The 16,492-nt window shown below is 63.7% G+C and carries 16 protein-coding genes and 1 pseudogene; 8 read left to right on the top strand and 9 right to left on the bottom strand.

Translation table 11 applies throughout. The annotated features are described in order from the left end of the window. Positions 1–20: 20 nt before the first annotated feature. Positions 21–476, bottom strand: coding sequence for a carboxymuconolactone decarboxylase family protein (locus NKH63_RS03495; RefSeq protein WP_023720025.1), 456 nt, complete (start codon positions 474–476; stop codon positions 21–23). A gap of 119 nt (positions 477–595) precedes the next feature. Next, a complete protein-coding gene (locus NKH63_RS03490; protein ID WP_023720024.1) occupies positions 596–1,039 on the bottom strand; it encodes an SRPBCC family protein in 444 nt (147 codons plus the stop codon). A 226-nt stretch (positions 1,040–1,265) separates the two neighbouring features. Here NKH63_RS03490 and NKH63_RS03485 point away from each other — a divergent pair, with 226 nt between their 5' ends. Beyond that, a complete protein-coding gene (locus NKH63_RS03485) occupies positions 1,266–2,030 on the top strand; it encodes a copper homeostasis protein CutC (RefSeq protein ID WP_023720023.1) in 765 nt (254 codons plus the stop codon). 23 nt (positions 2,031–2,053) lie between these two features. Then, entirely contained in the window at positions 2,054–2,551 is a 498-nt protein-coding gene (locus tag NKH63_RS03480; protein WP_023720022.1) for a GNAT family N-acetyltransferase, read from the top strand. A 17-nt stretch (positions 2,552–2,568) separates the two neighbouring features. On the opposite strand, the gene NKH63_RS03475 is transcribed toward NKH63_RS03480, so the two are convergent. Further along, positions 2,569–3,591 carry an acyltransferase family protein gene (locus NKH63_RS03475; RefSeq protein ID WP_352484222.1) on the bottom strand — a complete coding sequence of 341 codons (1,023 nt, stop codon included), beginning with the start codon at positions 3,589–3,591 and terminating at the stop codon, positions 2,569–2,571. 479 nt (positions 3,592–4,070) lie between these two features. On the opposite strand from NKH63_RS03475, the gene NKH63_RS03465 reads away from it, so the two are divergent. The 4 genes from NKH63_RS03465 to NKH63_RS03450 all read left to right on the top strand — a co-directional run bounded on the left by NKH63_RS03465 (position 4,071) and on the right by NKH63_RS03450 (position 7,691). Beyond that, positions 4,071–5,057 carry a methyltransferase gene (locus NKH63_RS03465; protein WP_352484221.1) on the top strand — a complete coding sequence of 329 codons (987 nt, stop codon included), beginning with the start codon at positions 4,071–4,073 and terminating at the stop codon, positions 5,055–5,057. A gap of 193 nt (positions 5,058–5,250) precedes the next feature. Further along, the gene (locus NKH63_RS03460) at positions 5,251–5,961 is read left to right on the top strand and encodes a fumarylacetoacetate hydrolase family protein (RefSeq protein WP_023720019.1); all 711 of its coding nucleotides are present in this window, start codon (positions 5,251–5,253) and stop codon (positions 5,959–5,961) included. Positions 5,962–5,965: 4 nt separating this feature from the next. Further along, a complete protein-coding gene (maiA, locus tag NKH63_RS03455) occupies positions 5,966–6,616 on the top strand; it encodes a maleylacetoacetate isomerase (protein ID WP_352484220.1) in 651 nt (216 codons plus the stop codon). Between the two features lie 34 nt (positions 6,617–6,650). Continuing rightward, on the top strand, positions 6,651–7,691 hold the full coding sequence (locus tag NKH63_RS03450; protein WP_023720018.1) for a zinc-dependent alcohol dehydrogenase family protein: 1,041 nt from the start codon (positions 6,651–6,653) through the stop codon (positions 7,689–7,691). 20 nt (positions 7,692–7,711) lie between these two features. Here the strand turns inward: NKH63_RS03450 and NKH63_RS03445 are convergent, their stop codons facing one another. Further along, the gene (locus tag NKH63_RS03445; RefSeq protein WP_352484219.1) at positions 7,712–8,605 is read right to left on the bottom strand and encodes a LysR family transcriptional regulator; all 894 of its coding nucleotides are present in this window, start codon (positions 8,603–8,605) and stop codon (positions 7,712–7,714) included. Between the two features lie 208 nt (positions 8,606–8,813). Between NKH63_RS03445 and NKH63_RS03440 the strand changes: the two genes are divergently transcribed. Continuing rightward, on the top strand, positions 8,814–10,229 hold the full coding sequence (locus NKH63_RS03440; RefSeq protein ID WP_031194301.1) for an MFS transporter: 1,416 nt from the start codon (positions 8,814–8,816) through the stop codon (positions 10,227–10,229). Here NKH63_RS03440 and NKH63_RS03435 read toward each other — a convergent pair. Beyond that, positions 10,198–11,246 (bottom strand): annotated as a pseudogene (locus NKH63_RS03435) (alpha/beta fold hydrolase). The gene NKH63_RS03440 and the pseudogene NKH63_RS03435 sit on opposite strands and share 32 nt — an antisense overlap. Then, positions 11,236–12,144 (bottom strand): DMT family transporter, encoded by a 909-nt coding sequence (locus tag NKH63_RS03430; RefSeq protein WP_352484217.1) that lies wholly within the window; start codon positions 12,142–12,144, stop codon positions 11,236–11,238. The pseudogene NKH63_RS03435 and the gene NKH63_RS03430 overlap by 11 nt, the downstream one beginning before the upstream one ends. A gap of 104 nt (positions 12,145–12,248) precedes the next feature. Between NKH63_RS03430 and NKH63_RS03425 the strand changes: the two genes are divergently transcribed. Further along, positions 12,249–13,652 (top strand): aminotransferase-like domain-containing protein, encoded by a 1,404-nt coding sequence (locus NKH63_RS03425; protein ID WP_352484216.1) that lies wholly within the window; start codon positions 12,249–12,251, stop codon positions 13,650–13,652. Positions 13,653–13,897: 245 nt separating this feature from the next. Here the strand turns inward: NKH63_RS03425 and NKH63_RS03420 are convergent, their stop codons facing one another. The 3 genes from NKH63_RS03420 to NKH63_RS03410 all read right to left on the bottom strand — a co-directional run bounded on the left by NKH63_RS03420 (position 13,898) and on the right by NKH63_RS03410 (position 16,351). Then, positions 13,898–14,395, bottom strand: a complete 498-nt coding sequence (locus NKH63_RS03420) for a MaoC family dehydratase (RefSeq protein ID WP_023720013.1) — start codon at positions 14,393–14,395, stop codon at positions 13,898–13,900. A gap of 138 nt (positions 14,396–14,533) precedes the next feature. Then, positions 14,534–14,962: a phasin family protein gene (locus NKH63_RS03415; protein WP_023720012.1), complete on the bottom strand. Its 429-nt coding sequence runs from the start codon at positions 14,960–14,962 to the stop codon at positions 14,534–14,536. Between the two features lie 84 nt (positions 14,963–15,046). Beyond that, positions 15,047–16,351 carry a DUF445 domain-containing protein gene (locus tag NKH63_RS03410; protein ID WP_352484215.1) on the bottom strand — a complete coding sequence of 435 codons (1,305 nt, stop codon included), beginning with the start codon at positions 16,349–16,351 and terminating at the stop codon, positions 15,047–15,049. Between the last annotated feature and the right edge of the window lie 141 nt (positions 16,352–16,492).

The following is a 16,492-nucleotide window of genomic DNA, read 5'->3' as shown; positions in this document are numbered from 1 at the left end:
TTGCGAGAACCCGGCCCCGTTCAGCCCCAGGCGCCGACCATCTGTCTGGTGGTTGCGTTGAGACGGTTGAACGCATTGATCAGGGCAATCTGGACGACCAGTGCGGCAAGCGCCTTTTCGTCATAGTGCCGGGCGGCTTCATCCCAGACCGCATCCGGCACCGGGTCTGGCCGGTCGGCTAACCGGGTCGCCGCCTCGGTCAGCGCCAGCGCGGCGCGCTCGGCGTCGGTGAAGTAAGGTGTTTCCCGCCAGGCCGACACGGTGAAGACGCGCTCATCCTTTTCACCGGCCTTCTTCAATTCGCGTGCATGCATATCGATACAGACACTGCATCCGTTGATCTGGCTGGCGCGCAAATGGACGAGCTTGCGCGTCACATAGGACAGATCGGCCGTTTCCGTCGACTTGTCCAGCGCGAGCAGCGCCTGCAGAGCGCCAGGAATGAGCATCACCGGGTTTTTCAATCGTGCTTGCATAGTGGTCTCCTTCGGGCGTGTTTTCTCAAGCCCGGACGACGAACATCCGGGGTCTCGATATTTCTTGGTTCTGTCAGTTCGCCGGCCGCCGCGTTGCGGCAAGGCGAGCGCCGGGATATTCAGCTTTGCCAGGCAGTCACCCGCTCAAGCCGCTCGAGAATGCGCGGCCAACCGCTTCCCATGCCGATGTAGCCGCGCTCGTCCTCGGACCGGAACCCGGAATGCTCCATGCGCACCCGCGTCGCTTTACCTTCGGGCGTCAACGACCATGTCACCACGGTCTTCAGACCGCTGTCGGATTCGGTGCCGTCGCCCCAGCTGTAGGCGAGCAGGCGTGGCGGCTCGATCTTCAGCACCTCGCAGTTCGTCACGCCGGACCAGCCAGGCACCGGCGTCGCGCGAAACGTAAAGCGATGGCCTTGCTCAGGCGCAAAGTCGTTCTCCATCAGCCATTCGGCAACCAGATGCGGCACGGTCAGTGCGCGCCATATCTTTTCAGCCGCATGCGGGATCAGACGCTCGACGACAATGGATTTGGTTTCGATTGTGGTTGCTTCAGTCATGACTTGGGACCCGTTGTTTGCGGTTTGGCTGGGCTATTCAACAACGCGCTCTCCATGAGAACCAATAACCCATCAGCTATGAGTTACGTATAACGCTTAAGTTATGAATGTGTCAAGCGGCGGAATGGCAGGCGCGCCCGCAAGCACATTGAGCCCACACTTCCGGCTTTCAAGGCACCGTGCCCGATGCTACCGCTGGCCAGCTGAAATCATCAACGGATCGCCCATGACCGAGACCGAACGCCCTCGCCTGCCGCTGATCGAGATCTGCGTCGAAGGCATAGACGGCCTGCTGGCCGCGCAAGCCGCCGGTGCCGACCGTGTCGAGCTCTGTGCCAGCCTGGTCGAGGGCGGCATCACGCCGAGCTTCGGCACCGTGCGCACGGCGCTTGAATTAGCGACGATCCCGTTCCACGTCATCGTGCGGCCGCGTGGCGGCGATTTTCTCTATAGCGAGGCCGAATATCGTTCGATGCTCGCCGATGTCCGAGCGCTTGCCGAGCTTGGCGTCGCCGGTGTCGTTATCGGCTGCCTCGCTGCCGACGGCACGATCGATGAGCAGCGCATGAGCGAACTGGCGCAGGCAGCGGGGAGCTTGAACGTCACCTGCCACCGCGCCTTCGACATGACCCGCGACCCGACCGAGGCACTGGAATCGCTGATCCGCTGCAAGGTCGGCCGTGTGCTGACCAGCGGCCAGCGCGACACGGCGCTGGAGGGCGCGGACCTGCTCGCCGATCTGGTCAGGCAGGCTGGCGACCGCATCATCATCCTCGGCTGCGGCGGGCTTGACCCGCAGAACATTGCCGAGGTGCGGAGGAAAACCGGGGTGAGCGAAATGCACTTCGCCGCGCTCAAGGACGTGCCGAGCGCCATGCGCTATCGCAACCCGAAAGTCGGTATGGGCGGCACCGACCTCGACCGCGAATACCGCAACACCGTGACCGACGAGGTACTGGTGGCGGCGACCATCGCCGCTGCCCGGGCATGATCCTGGAAGACAGAAGAAAGAAAATGATTGAAACGCGATTGCCGATCGAGCTGGTTTTGCCGCGGGATGAGCCCGCAATCCTCGCGCTCAACAACGAGCACGCTGCGGAATTATCATGGCTCGAACCTGAGCGCCTTTCCTTCCTGCTTGGCGAAGCGTTTTACGCGCGCCGTATCGGTGCACTCGAAGCCTTCATCATGACCTTCGACCAGGACGCAAGCTACGACAGCCCGAATTTCCTGTGGTTTCGCGAGCGCTATCCGCGCTTCGTCTATGTCGATCGCGTCGTGGTCGGCGCCAATGCGCGCGGCCGGGGTCATGCCCGCCGGCTGTATGAGGATCTGTTCGAGCAGGCGTCACGCGCCGGCCAGGCGATCGTCACTTGCGAGGTCAATGCCGAGCCACCCAATCCGGCTTCGGACGCCTTCCACGCGGCACTCGGCTTCATGGAAGTGGGCGATGCGGTAATCCACGGCGGCAAGAAAGCCGTGCGGTATTATCTAAGACGGATCGCCGGCTGAACGGCAGCCGCCTCGCCCTACCAATTGCGGTTCAGCCAGGAGCGGGTCGGCTTTTCGACGATGTAGTAGCTGCACAGAGCGCAAGCGAACGCCGCCGCCAACATCAGCCACGGCGAACTGCCTTGTATGTCGACGAATTGATAAAAGGGCTGCTGCCAAAGATAGAGCGAATACGACCACAGCCCCAGCATCGTCATCGGCCGGGAGGATAGAAACCCGGTCAGGTACCAACTGCTGAAGTCGAGCGAGTTGACGGCGAGGGCCAACAGCGGCACCGCGACCAGATAGTGGATCGGGGTTGGCACGGCAGCCATGAACACTAGAACCGCCACGACAGCGGCCGCCAGGGCGACATGTGGGCCCTTGAGCAGCGCCGGCAGCCTGTCGTCGGCCTTGAGCAGGCATATCACCGCTGACAGCAGGATCGAGGCGATGTGCACGTCGGTGCGCCAATAGGTGGACTCGTAGCCTATTCCGAGCACCCAGTAGGAGATGGCGCCGTTTGCCATGGCCAGCACCGACAATGCGCCGAGCAGCACGATGACCCGGGACTGCCACGAGACGACGACGCCGATCAGCGCCAGGATGACATAGGCGTGCTCTTCGACGCAGAGCGACCAGATATGGTCGAGCGCGCCGGCGCGGGTGACGAGAATTCCGGCGTAGTTGTAAGTGAACGTCAGCGCCGTCAGCGCCGCCTTCCACTTGAAGGCGATGAATGTGCCGGACAAGGCAACCACCGCGGCGACGACGAAAACCATCAGTGCCGGGTAGATGCGGGAGAACCGGCGCTTGAAGAATTTCTTCAGCGGATAGTGTTCGACGAACAGGATCTCGGCCATCAGCCGGCCGCTGAGCACGAAGAAGAATTCGACGCCCAGGACGCCGAGATTGATGCCGGGAACGGGGAAGAAATGGCCGATCAGCACCAGCGCGATCGACAGGCCACGCCAGCCGTCGAGATAGGCAAGCCTGGTTCTTGCCGAGCTATCGGCGACAGGCCTGGACACGACAAGACGCGCCGCGGAGATGTCCGTCATGCCGGTCCCTTCTGCGAAAGGCGGGCTGGAGGCCGCATTCCTCCAGCTATATTGCAGCGCACCAGAACTTTGTGCAAGTGCGAGATAACGACACGCCCGAAGTACGGGACGGACAGAAAAGGGCCGTTAAGGCCCCTTTCCCAAAACCGAAGGTCGGTGGTCTCAGGCGTTGGCGGCAGCCACGAGACTGGCGCGGTAGTCGGCCGACCATTCATGTCGCTCATCAAATTATCCGCCGCGACTTTAACGCCGGCCAGTGCCGAGGCCACGAAGCTTCCGGCGAGCGCCGCCTCGATCTCCTTCGAACGGAAGAGGCCATTGTCGCCGGCGCCGGTGGAAGGCCTTGTGTTTCTCCTTCGATAAAGAGAGGGTCTGTCACCAAACTGGTGGACGGACATGCCGAACGGAAGTGTCACATATGCGGTGTAACCAGCAAGTTGAGCTCAAAGTCGGTTCTGGATCGCGGAAGGGAATGTGGCATGGTGGATTCTGATCGGATCGACAACCTGATCGCAGCGGTGCCCCCCGCCTTGGCGCTTCGCGCCGGGCTGGACCTCGGCATCTTCACCCGGCTCGGCGGCAGCGCGGTGACTGCCGACAGCCTTGGGGCCGCGCTCAAAGTCGAGCCCGATCGTCTGTCGCGGCTCCTCTACGCGCTCGCCAGCATCGGTCTCCTCGAAGTCAAGGATGGTCAATTTCGCAATGGAGCCGAAGCGTCGGCCTTCCTCGACGCGTCCAAACCGACCTACCGCGGCGGCGATCATGCGCTCCTGCGCGAGCTCTGGGGAGCCGACCTGCTGACCGCAGAGTCGCTGCGACAGAACCGGCCGGCTGCGCTGCACGACTTTTCCGAAGCGGGGCCCGAGGCCGCGGCGGCCTTCAGCCGCCTGCTCGCACCGGGCGGGGTGATTTTCGGCCGACATCTGGCCCGGGAGATGGACCTCTCTGCGATCGGTTCGGTGATCGACATCGGCGGGGGCTCCGGGACCATTCTCGTCGGACTTCGCGAGCGGCGGCCGCAGATTGCGGCGACGCTGATGGAACTCCCAACGGTGGCAGCGGTCGCGCCAGATATCCTGTCAGAATACGGTGCCGACGACGTGGTTGTCGAAGAGGGGGACATAACTGTCGCACCATCGATCGGTCGGCACGACCTGGCGATCCTGAAGGCCGTCGTCCAGGTCCTTCCGCCGGACCAGGCGCGCAGTTCGATCCTGAACGCGGCGCGTTGCCTCACACCCGGAGGCGAGATCGCAATTGCGGGGTGGGGTGTCGTCGATGACGACCGCCTCGGCCCGCCTGAGGGTGTCTTTCTGAATCTCACCTTCTTGAACCTCTATCGCCACGGCGAATCGTACACTGAAGGTCAGTATCGCGCATGGATGACCGAGGCTGGATTCCGGGATATCTCCAGGTCGCGCCTGACGGACGGCTCCACGTTGTTTCGTGCGCGCCTCACGGGCTGATCGTGGCTGAGTGGTTGGTTTCGGACGCAAGGCTCTCCGAGCCCGCCCGCCAGGGCACGGACGAGGACACGAGCGACTAAATTCAGGCCGCGCCGCGCGGCGGGGCGTAGCTCTTCTGAAATGCAATGCCTTGCCCGGTGATCCAAATCGGCCGAATGTGCCGGCGACAGATTCACTGAAGCAGAGACAGTGCATGACAGACTTCGCCCTCCCCCTGCCCGCAACCCCGTCGGTGGCCGTCGCCGGCTCGCCGCAGCGTTTTGCGGTGCGTCGCATCTTCTGCGTCGGCCGCAACTACGCCGCCCATGCCCGCGAGCTCGGCAATGATGAGCGCGACCCGCCATTCTTCTTCACCAAGCCAGGCGACGCAGTGGTCGATGCGGCGGTCGGTTCGGGCACGATCATCCCCTACCCGCCGCTGACCCAAAACCTGCATCACGAAATCGAGCTAGTCGTCGCGATCGGCGGAGCCGGCTTCCGCATCCGGCGCGAGCGGGCGCTGAACCATGTCTGGGGCTACGGCGTCGGTGTCGACCTGACCCGCCGCGACCTTCAGGACGAGGCGAAGAAGGCGGCACGACCGTGGGACTGGTCGAAAGCCTTCGACCGTTCGGCGCCCTGCGGCCCGCTGGTTCCGGCACAAACATCCGGCCATCCCGAAAAGGGCCGTATCTGGCTCGCCGTCAACGGCAAGATCAGGCAGGACGGCGACCTCGCCGAACTGATCTGGCCGGTTCCCGACATCGTCTCGATTTGCAGCGAGGCGGTAGAACTTAAGCCCGGCGACCTGATCTTCACCGGCACGCCGGCCGGCGTCGGCGCGGTCGGGCCGGGCGAAAAGATCACCGGCGGCGTCGACGGCATCGGCGAAATCGAGCTGACCATCGGCCAACCGGGCCCGTGATCCGATGAGCGACATCGTCCTTCACAATTACTACCGCTCCTCGACGTCTTACCGGGTGCGGATCGCGCTGGAGATGAAGGGCCTCGCCTACGAATACGTGCCGCATCATCTGCGCCACGGCGAGCATCTCGAACCCGCCTATCTCGCGGTCAATCCGCAAGGTCTGGTGCCGGCTCTGATCCTGGGCGACGGCACGCTGCTGACGCAATCACTGGCGATCATCGAATATCTCGACGAGACCACGCCCGAGCCGCCATTGCTGCCCAAGGATGCGCCTGGCCGCGCCCGCGTCAGGATGCTGGCGCAGATGATCGCCTGCGACATCCATCCGGTGAACAATCTGCGCGTGCTGACCTCGTTGCGCACGCTGTTCGGCGCCGGCGACCAGGACGTCGCCAACTGGTTCCGGCATTGGGTGAACGAAGGTTTCCAGCCGCTTGAAAAGATTCTGGCTTCCTCGCCCGAGACAAAGACCTTTTGCCATGGCGACACGCCGGGGCTAGCCGATATCTGCCTGGTCGCACAGGTCACCAGCAATGCCCGTTTCGGCGTCGATATGACGCCCTACCCGACGATCGCGCGCATCAACGCCGCCTGCATGGCGCTGCCGGCGTTCCAGAAGGCGGCGCCGGAGAACCAGATCGATGCCGAGTAGACCGCAAATTGCATGAAGTGATGAGGAACTGCCGATGAAAGCCGTCGTCTTCGAAAAATTCGGCGAGGCGCCGACGATCCAGACCGTGCCGGATCCGACGCCTTCGCCGGAAGGCGTCGTCATCAAGGTCGAGGCGACTGGCCTTTGCCGCAGCGATTGGCATGGCTGGATGGGCCACGACGACGGCATCCGCCTGCCGCATGTGCCGGGCCACGAGCTGGCAGGCGTCGTGGTCTCCACAGGCAGCCAGGTGACCCGCTGGAAGACCGGCGAGCGCGTCACCGTGCCGTTCGCCGTCGGCTGCGGCCGCTGCTCCGAATGCACCTCGGGCAACCACCAGGTCTGCGAGCACCAGTTCCAGCCCGGCTTCACCGCTTGGGGCTCGTTCGCCGAATATGTCGCCATCGACCACGCCGACACCAATCTCGTGCGCTTGCCCGACGAGATGGAATTCGCCACCGCCGCCAGCCTCGGCTGCCGCTTCGTCACCTCGTTCCGCGCCATCGTCGACCAGGGCCGGGTGACGCCCGGCGAATGGGTGGCCGTGCATGGCTGCGGCGGCGTCGGCCTGTCGGCGATCATGATCGCCAGCGCCATGGGCGCCAATGTCGTTGCCATCGACCTGACCGACGAGAAGCTGGACTTCGCCAAAACGATCGGCGCGGTGGCGACGATCAACGCGGCAAAGACGCCGAACGTGGTCAAGGCAGTCAAGCAGATCACCAATGGCGGCGCGCATATGTCGATGGACGCGCTCGGCCATCCGACGACGTCGTTCAACTCGATCGCGAACCTGCGCCGGCGCGGCCGCCATGTGCAGGTCGGCCTGATGCTCGGCGAGCATGCCAGGCCGCAGATACCGATGGACAAGGTGATCGCCTTCGAGCTCGAGATCCGCGGCAGCCACGGCATGCAGGCTTTCCGCTATCAGGCGATGATGGAGATGATCCGCACCGGCAAGCTTAAGCCCGAACTGCTGGTCGGCAAGAAGATCAGCCTCGAGGAAGCGCCGGCCGCATTGATGGCTATGGGCGGCTTCGAAGGCATCGGCATCGGCGTGGTGACCCGATTCTAGATCAGCGACCCGACTCTGGATTAGCGGAGAAAGGCGCAGACTTCCCGCACGCAGGCGCGTAACCAGCGTTGCGCCGGATCGGCGTCGAGCCGCGGATGCCAGAGCATCGAGATCGTGACCTCGGCAACGTCGACCGGCAACGGAAAGCTGAACATGCCCGTGCGCGCGCCTAGCGTGTGCCGCTCGGGGACGCTGGCGATCAAATCGGAGGCGCGCGCCATGGCGAGCGTGGCCGAGAAGCTGGAAACCATGCACACAATCGTCCGCTGGAGACCCAGCAGTTTCAAGGCCTCGTCGATCGGGCCTTTTTCGCGACCACGCCGCGAAACGCTGATGTGGCGGCCGGCCGCATAGCGGGCCGGCGTCACCGGACCCTCGCTCAGCTCATGGCCCATTCGCACCGCACCGATGAAGCGGTCGCGAAACAGCGCCTGAATACGCATTTCAGGGCTCGTTTCACCGGCAACCCCGATTTCGAGATCAATCCCTGCGTCGCGCAGCGACATGTCGTTCTTGTCGGATTTCGGCGCAAAACGCAGCTGCACGCCAGACGCATCCGCTTCGATACGGGCGACGAGACGCGGCGCGAACTCCTCGACGAAGCTTTCATTGGCGCGCAGCGTAAAAACGCTGTCGAGGCATGAGAGGTCGAGCAAGGTGGCCGGGCGCAGGAGCGCTTCAGCTTCCTGCACGACGCGGCCTGCCTGCTGCCGCAATTCCTGCGCGCGCGGTGTCGCAACCAGGCCACGGCCGGCCCGGACCAGCAATGGATCGCCTGTCGCTTGGCGCAGCCGCGCCAGCGCCCGGCTCATCGCCGACGGACTGAGGTGCAGCCGCGCGGCAGCACGGGCGACGCTGCCCTCGCTCAGCAGCACATCGAGGGCGACAAGCAGATTGAGATCGGGTGACGACATGGAAGGACCATAACACAGCTCAGCGGTGACGTGGCGTGTCATGCACGAATAAGATGCAAATACTGCGCCTTCCGCCACATCAAGCAGAGGAATAGCTTCCGACAGCTCCGATTTTGGGGGCTTGCCGGCAGAGGAGTTCACCGTGGCATCGACCGCTGAAAAGACTTGGTCTGAAAAGAGCTGGGCTGAAAAGGCCGGGGCTGAAAAGATCGGGAATGAAACGGCCCCGGTGAGCGTCCGCTCGGCCCGATGGGCGTTGGCCAGCCTGTCGCTTTCAACGCTGCTGTCGTCGCTCGCCACCAGCATCGCCAGCGTCGGGCTGCCATCGCTGATGCAGGCATTCGGCGCATCGTTCCAGCTCGTGCAATGGGTCGTTCTTGCCTATCTGCTCGCCATCACCACCTTGATCGTCAGCGCCGGGCGACTCGCCGATATATTCGGCCGCCGCCCGCTATTGCTCGGCGGCATTGGCCTGTTCACCTTCGCATCGGTGCTTTGCGGGCTCGCGCCGACGCTCTGGCTGCTGATTGCCGCAAGGGCGGCACAGGGGCTCGGCGCGGCCGTCATGATGGCTCTGACGCTGACCTTTATCGCCGACACGGTTCCCCGGGAAAAAACCGGCAGCGCCATGGGCCTGCTCGGCGCCATGTCCGCGATCGGCACCACGCTTGGCCCCTCGCTTGGCGGACTGCTGATCGCCGGTCTCGGCTGGCGAGCGATCTTCCTCATCAATCTGCCGTTGGGGGCGCTGGCCTTCGCGCTCGCCCGTCGCGTCCTGCCGGCTGGAAAAAAGTCAGCGGAACCGGATCGCCGCGGTTTCGACGGCATCGGCACGGCTTTGCTCGCGCTGACGCTAGCCGCCTATGCGCTCGCCATGACCCTTGGGCGCGGCAGTTTTGGTTCTCTCAATGTCGGCTTGCTGATTGCCGCTGCCGTGGGTGGCCTGCTGTTCGTCATTGCGCAGACAAGCGCCGAGAACCCTTTGATCCAGCCTGCGAGGTTCCGCGATAGCGCCTTGAACGCAAGCCTCGCCATGAGCCTGGTCGTCGCCACCGTGATGATGGCGACGCTGGTGGTCGCGCCATTCTATCTGTCGCGCGCGCTTGGGCTGGACGCAGCCATGGTCGGGCTGGTTCTGTCGGCCGGCCCTCTGGTTACGGCCTTGGCGGCGCTGCCGGCCGGACGCCTGGTCGATCGTTTCGGGGCGCACCGGATGATGATCGTCGGCCTGCTCGATCTCGCCATTGGTATCTTCATTCTGTCGCAGGCGGAATTCGGTATTGCCGGCTATGTCGTGCCAATCATCATCGTCTGCACCGGCTACAGCCTGTTTCAGACCGCCAACAATTCAGCCGTGATGACCGGCGTCGCGTCCGACCAGCGCGGCGTCGTCTCCGGCCTGCTCAATCTGTCGCGCAATCTCGGCCTGATCACCGGTGCGTCGGTGATGGGCGCGGTGTTTGCCTTCGCATCGGCTGGCGGAGGCGAAGGCACCGGTCGGCAGGTATTGGCATCTGCGGCAGCCGCACGCGGCATGCAGGTCACTTTCCAGGTCGCGACGGCTCTGGTGGTGGCGGCTTTGATCATTGCGATTATTTCTGGTCGCCGCGGCCAGCGCGCTTAGCTGAGCCGCCAGCGACGAACTCCAGCATCAGTTCAGCAGCCCTGAGCGCATGCGTCTCCAGAAGGAAATGGCCTGCGTCGAAGACGTGGGCCTCCATCCGGGGAAGATCCATAAGCCACGATTGAACCTCTGCAATGTCGAAGAAGGCATCGTGGCGACCCCAAAGAAGCATCGCTCGGGGTTGACGCTTCGCCAGATAATCAGCCACCGCCGCGAACCGGTCGACATATCGGCCGTAGTCGGCAATGAGCGCCTTCTGCAGATCAAGTCGTCCCGGCAGGCACATGACCCGCCAGTCTTCAATCCAACCACCTGGATCGATCTGCGCCGCGATCTCGGCTGGCAGGCCGGCGACGTACTGGTCGCGGGTTCCCTCGAGGGTGAGATGGGCGGTGGCGGCCTGCTCATTCGCCGCATTCGGCTCAGCCCAGAAGTCCAATGTGTCTGCCCATTGCGAACCAAAGCCGGAGCGGTGGGCATTGGCATTCTGGACGACAAGGCCTTCGACGAGTTCCGGGGCGCGCATGGCGAGATGAAGCGCTACCGGGCTCCGAAATCATGCAAATAGAGAAACCTGCGGCCAACGTTGAGACGCGAGAGCAGCTCTTCAATCGCGCTGGCCAGCATGTCGAACGACGGCTCGGGCGGCAGATCGGATGCGCCGAAGCCCGGCAGGTCCGGCGCCACGACATAGACGCTGCCGGAGAGCGGCGCGATCACGTCGCGAAACGTCCGCGACGAGCTAGGAAAGCCGTGCAGCAGCACGAGCGCGGGTTCGGAAGCATCACCAGCCGTCCGGACGGCCACCTCGCCGCCCGAGGACAAGCGTATCTTCTGGATCCCAGGCACCAAAATTGCCCCTTTTTCTCCACGCCGCGCAAGGCCCACTTCGCGCCTTGCGCCACGCTGGCCGATTCGGCGCCTCGGAGACGCCGTTCCGCCAGGTCGGCAGCTCTTGGTATCAACTGGACGCGATTGTATCGAGTTCAAGACTGCGCCGGCGCACCTATCTCGCATATCTCTTGGCGCCGACGACGCAAAGCACGACGGCGGCGGTGACGGCGATCATGGCGGGACTGACCTGCTCATGCAGCAGCGCTGCCGCCAGCCCAAGGCCGAAGAAAGGCTGCAGCAGTTGCAGCTGCCCGACCGCGGCGATGCCGCCTTGCGCCAGGCCGCGATACCAGAACACGAAACCGATCAGCATGCTGAACAGCGACACATACGCCAAACCTATCCACGCGCCCCTGCCGGCACTTTCGAGCGACGGCGGCATGGTGATGAACGTCAGCGCCAGCATGACCGGCAGCGACAGCACCAGCGCCCACGAGATCACCTGCCAGCCGCCGAGCTTGCGCGACAGCGCCGCTCCTTCGGCATAGCCCAATCCGCACACGATGATGGCGGCCAGCATCAAGATGTCGCCGAGCGGCGAGACCGAGAGGCCATGCGTCACTGCAAAACCGGCAACAAGGGCGCTGCCGAGACACGAGAACAGCCAGAACGCCGGTTTCGGGCGATCACCGCCTCGAACCACGCCGAAGATCGCGGTCGCCAACGGCAACAGGCCGACGAAAATGATCGAGTGAGCCGAATTGATGTGCTTGAGCGCCAGCGCTGTCAGCAGGGGAAAGCCGACCACGACGCCAAGCGCGACGATCGCCAGCGAGAACAGATCTTGCCGCTCCGGTCGCTTCTGGCGAAAAACGAGCAGCAGCGCGAGGCCGAGAATGCCCGCCGAAGCCGCACGGGCGACCGTCACGAACACCGGATCGAAATCCATCACCGCCACGCGCGTCGCCGGAAGCGAACCGCTGAAGATCAGCACGCCTATGAACCCGTTGACCCAGCCGCTCGCCGCCCAGCTACTCGCCGCCCAACCACTCGCCGCCCAGCCACTTGCCACCTTGTCCATCGATGCCCCGCTCGTTTCGCCCTCTATCGGGCCGGGCGTATGGCTCCGCCAGAGACAATGAGGTACAGTTCGACAAAACCGTCATGGTAGGCTGAGCAGTACGGATGGACGAGCAGACGACAACAGATGAGGGCAGCCGGACGCTTGTCGAAACCGTCATGGCGACGATCAGGCACAGGATCGCCGCGCGCAGCCTGACACCGGGAATGCGGCTGCCTTCGATCCGGGCTTTCGCCAAGGCCATGCAGGTTTCCAAATCCACCGTGGTCGAAGCCTATGAGCGTCTTGCGGCGGAAGGCATGATCCGCTCGCGGCCGGGCTCGGGTTTCTATGCCGCCGGATCGCTGGCTCCGCTGTCACTGGCCGAGATCGGCCCCAGGCTTGACCGTGCTGTCGACCCGCTGTGGGTCTCGCGCCAATCGCTGGAAGCTGGCGACAATGTGCTCAAACCCGGTTGCGGCTGGTTGCCGGCCGCATGGATGCCCGAGGCCGGATTGCGCCGCGCACTGCGGACCATGGCCCGCGCCGACGATGCCGCGCTGACCGATTACGGCACGCCGCTCGGCTTGCCGGCGCTGCGCCATCTGCTGGCGCGGCGCATGGCCGAGCACGGTATCGAAGCCTCCCCGGACCAGATCATGCTGACGGAATCGGGCACCCAGGCGATCGACCTGCTGTGTAGGTTTCTGCTCGAACCGGGTGACACCGTGTTGGTCGACGATCCCTGCTATTTCAACTTCCATGCCCTGTTGCGCGCCCATCGGGCCAAGGTGATCAGCGTTCCCTACACACGCTCGGGGCCGGACATCGAGCTGTTCGCGCAAGCGCTGAACGAGCACCGGCCGCGCCTCTACATCACCAATTCCGCGCTCCACAATCCGACCGGCGCGATATTGTCGCCCGTCGCCGCCCATCGGCTGCTGAAGCTCGCCGACCAGTCGGGGCTGACGATTATCGAGGACGATATCTTCGCCGATTTCGAACATACGCCCGCGCCCCGGCTGGCGGCCTTCGACGGTCTCAGCCGGGTCATCCATATCGGAAGCTTCTCCAAGACGCTTTCGGCATCGGTGCGCTGCGGCTTCATCGCCGCTCCTCGCGACTGGATGGAAGGATTGACCGATCTCAAGATCGCCACGTCCTTTGGCAGCGGGCGGCTTGCATCCGAACTGGTGCTGACGCTGCTGAAGGACGGCCTCTATCGCAAGCACGTCGATCTGCTGCGCGCGCGGCTCTCGCGCGCCGTGGAAGAAACCAGCGCCCGCCTGAAGGCCATCGGCATCGTGCCATGGATAGATCAGCCGGCCGGCATGTTTTTGTGGTGCAGGCTGCCGGAGGGGATAGATGCCGCGGATGTCGCCCGTCACGCTTTGTCGGCCAACGTCGTGCTTGCGCCCGGCAATGCGTTCAGCCTGTCTCGGTCGGCCAGCCGTTTCATGCGCTTCAACGTCGCCCAGTCCGGAGACGACCGGATTTTCAGGGCGCTTGAACAGGCGATGTCGCGCTGATTTGCACCGCCGCACGCCTGTCTGAGCCCGTGTCCTCGGAGACTGTTTCGAAATTCGCTCTGGCGAGTCATATGGTGGTGGTTTCGAGAACCGGAGCGCAGCGGACATTTAGGTCCGTGAGCACCGGCCTACGCCGGCCGTAGCCTTAACTGCCACGACCGCTGATCGGTGCTTCGGCCGGCGAAGGCCGGAAGCGCAGAAAACGCGATCAGATGGCCGCCAGAGTAGAGTTTCCAAACGGTCTCTCAGGTGCCGGCCCGCTTGCGGCGTGCGTAAAGCATGACGAGCGTCTCGGCGGTCAGCGCCGGCCTCTGCTCGCCTTCGATCTCGACCGTATTGGAAGCCTTCATCAGATATTGCCCCGGGCCTTTGTCTTCCATCGACAACAGCGTGGTGCGCAGCCTGATTCGCGAGCCGACCCTGACTGGCGCCACGAAACGCACTTTGTCGAAACCGTAGTTGAAAGCGGCCTGCGTGTTTTCGGGTACGATGCCCATCTCAAGCGCCAGCGCGCCGATGATCGACAGGGTCAGATAGCCATGCGCGATCGTGGTGCGAAACGGGCTTTGCCGCTTCGCCCGCTCGGGATCGACATGGATCCATTGATGATCGCCCGTGCATTCGGCAAACTGGTCGATGCGGTGCTGATCGACCAGCGTCCAGTCCGAGACGCCTAATTCCTGCCCGGCCATCGCCCTGAGTTGCTCGAAGGTCGGCGGCGTCGTGGGCCGTATCTGCGTCATTCCTGCTTTCCCGATCGCTTGCCTGTTCCGGACCACGACGGGCCGCCCCTGTCAATTCGCCAGTGCGATTCCAGCCCATAATCTTCGGCCGCGAACCGCCAGTCTTCGCCGCCGGCAAGCGTGCTGCTGGGGAACAGCTTATTTCTTGTCGTGGCCGGCGCGGATCTCCTCCATCGCCTCCTTGATGCGGCTGCGCAGGATTTCGATGGATTCGGTGCCGGACGCCCTCGCCAGTTCGGCCATCTCGCCGGCATTCTTCAGCGCGGTCTCGAAGGATCTCCTGGCGAACGCCGCCTGCTTCTGCATCATTTCCTGGGGATTGCCGGGCGCCCTGTAGTTTTGTGCCATGTCGGTGATTTCGCGCAGCGTGTCCTGTAGCATCTCGCGTTGCCTGGACAACAGCGCCGACGCTCCGGCGGCACTCGCCCTGGCCGACTTCTCCAGCGCTTCCAGGTTCTTGGCGTGGTGGGCGAGGATCGCCTCGACATCGACATTCGGCAGCTTCAGGTCGCGGCCGAACTTGCCGAACATGTCGATAAAGGACTCGGAATCCGGTCGTTTTGCCATGCTGGTACTCTCCCCCTGTTGCCGTGAACGCCGCCACTGCACGGAAGATAGTGCAGCGAAGCTCAGCGGTCCATTCGGACGAGGTCAGCCGACGAGAAACAGCCGTTCGGCGGTGTAGAGCACGAGCCCGGCAAGGCCACCGATGATCATGCCGTTGAAGCGGATATATTGCAGGTCCTTGCCGATGTTCATCTCGATCAGCCTTGTCAGTTGCGCGAGGTCCCAGCGCTTGACCTGGTCGGCGATGAATTTGGACACGCCGCTCTTCTGGCTTTCGACGAAGGATGCCAGCGCCACGATGAACCCCTGGTTCATGTCGGCCCTGATCTGCGCGTCGTCGGCAAGATGGCGGCCGACCTCGACGAACATGGTGGCGAGATGGTCGCGGATCATCGAATTCGGCGCCTTGGCGTCCTGCTCGATGAACAGCCGCAGGCTCTCCCACATGTCGCCGGCCAGAGCGCTGAGTTCCGGCCGGGCGAGGAAATCTCGCTTCAGCTTTTCGGCGCGCCTGGCATATTGTTTGGATGTCCTCAGCCGCTCGACGAAAGTCGCGACGAAAAGGTCGAATTCGGCGCGCATTGGATGGTGCGGATCGGCGCGCACTTCATCGAGCAGCGAGCCGGCCGACGCAACGATCTTCTTCAACAGATAGGCGTCGGCGCGAAACAGGTTGAACAGCGACGGCAGTTCCTCGCGGATCTTCTCGCGCATCGTCGCCAGCGCCTGCTCGTCGCTCAAGAAGCGGCCGACCACCTTGGTGAACTCGTCGAATAGTTTCTGGTGGCGGCGATCGTCAGTCAGCGCCGACAGCAACTCGGCGGCGAGCGGCGCCAGCGGCACCTTTTCGATCTGCTCCAGCATACGGCTGGTGACGAAGCGGCGCAGTCCGGATTGCTCGACCGCCGCCAGCGTCTGCGGCACCAGCCGGCCGACAAAACGCGACAGGTCGGCGGCGCGGTTCGGGTCGGCCAGCCAGTCCGCGACCAGCGCGGAAAAATCGACTTCGGCGAGCTTTTCGCGCACCGGCTCCGGCGCCAGGAAATTGACCTCGATGAAGCGGCCGAGATTGTCGGCGATTCGGTTCTGGTTCTCCGGGATGATAGCCGTATGCGGGATCGGCAGGCCGAGTGGCCGCCGAAACAGCGCTACCACCGCATACCAGTCGGCCAGCCCGCCGATCGTCGCCGCCTCGGCGAAAGCGGCAACAAAGCCCAACCACGCATGCCGGCTCTCGAACGATTTCGCCGCCGCAAAGATCAGCACGCAAAACGCAAGTGCTGCGGTGGCAGCGAACTTGGTGCGCCTGAGCGCCGAAAGCTTGGCATCGGCGTCGGTGTCGAACCGGGCGAACGCGACGGATGCAAGAACCGGGGCTGGTCGTGACATGGTGGGCCGCTCCTGATCGATCATGCGAACTTATCTAATGTCGCTTCCCACAGAAAGCGCGCCGCTGATCCCGGTGCGCGCAATCGCGCATGCAAACTTGACGCCTGAATTCATCTATTATGCAGCGCCAGTCTGGAATTG

It is taken from the genome of Mesorhizobium sp. M0960, from assembly GCF_040319055.1.
In the GTDB taxonomy this organism is placed as follows: domain Bacteria; phylum Pseudomonadota; class Alphaproteobacteria; order Rhizobiales; family Rhizobiaceae; genus Mesorhizobium.
This window is presented reverse-complemented; position numbering and strand designations above follow the sequence as displayed.

What these genes read in the sequence shown, in the direction of transcription:
- NKH63_RS03410 (WP_352484215.1), bottom strand. Translation starts at nt 16,351, where the DNA reads ATGTCACGACCAGCCCCGGTTCTTGCATCCGTCGCGTTCGCCCGGTTC.
- NKH63_RS03490 (WP_023720024.1), bottom strand. Translation starts at nt 1,039, where the DNA reads ATGACTGAAGCAACCACAATCGAAACCAAATCCATTGTCGTCGAGCGT.
- NKH63_RS03485 (WP_023720023.1), top strand. Translation starts at nt 1,266, where the DNA reads ATGACCGAGACCGAACGCCCTCGCCTGCCGCTGATCGAGATCTGCGTC.
- NKH63_RS03480 (WP_023720022.1), top strand. Translation starts at nt 2,054, where the DNA reads ATGATTGAAACGCGATTGCCGATCGAGCTGGTTTTGCCGCGGGATGAG.
- NKH63_RS03420 (WP_023720013.1), bottom strand. Translation starts at nt 14,395, where the DNA reads ATGACGCAGATACGGCCCACGACGCCGCCGACCTTCGAGCAACTCAGG.
- NKH63_RS03430 (WP_352484217.1), bottom strand. Translation starts at nt 12,144, where the DNA reads ATGGACAAGGTGGCAAGTGGCTGGGCGGCGAGTGGTTGGGCGGCGAGT.
- NKH63_RS03450 (WP_023720018.1), top strand. Translation starts at nt 6,651, where the DNA reads ATGAAAGCCGTCGTCTTCGAAAAATTCGGCGAGGCGCCGACGATCCAG.
- NKH63_RS03445 (WP_352484219.1), bottom strand. Translation starts at nt 8,605, where the DNA reads ATGTCGTCACCCGATCTCAATCTGCTTGTCGCCCTCGATGTGCTGCTG.
- NKH63_RS03495 (WP_023720025.1), bottom strand. Translation starts at nt 476, where the DNA reads ATGCAAGCACGATTGAAAAACCCGGTGATGCTCATTCCTGGCGCTCTG.
- maiA (WP_352484220.1), top strand. Translation starts at nt 5,966, where the DNA reads ATGAGCGACATCGTCCTTCACAATTACTACCGCTCCTCGACGTCTTAC.
- NKH63_RS03460 (WP_023720019.1), top strand. Translation starts at nt 5,251, where the DNA reads ATGACAGACTTCGCCCTCCCCCTGCCCGCAACCCCGTCGGTGGCCGTC.
- NKH63_RS03425 (WP_352484216.1), top strand. Translation starts at nt 12,249, where the DNA reads ATGGACGAGCAGACGACAACAGATGAGGGCAGCCGGACGCTTGTCGAA.
- NKH63_RS03415 (WP_023720012.1), bottom strand. Translation starts at nt 14,962, where the DNA reads ATGGCAAAACGACCGGATTCCGAGTCCTTTATCGACATGTTCGGCAAG.
- NKH63_RS03475 (WP_352484222.1), bottom strand. Translation starts at nt 3,591, where the DNA reads ATGACGGACATCTCCGCGGCGCGTCTTGTCGTGTCCAGGCCTGTCGCC.
- NKH63_RS03465 (WP_352484221.1), top strand. Translation starts at nt 4,071, where the DNA reads ATGGTGGATTCTGATCGGATCGACAACCTGATCGCAGCGGTGCCCCCC.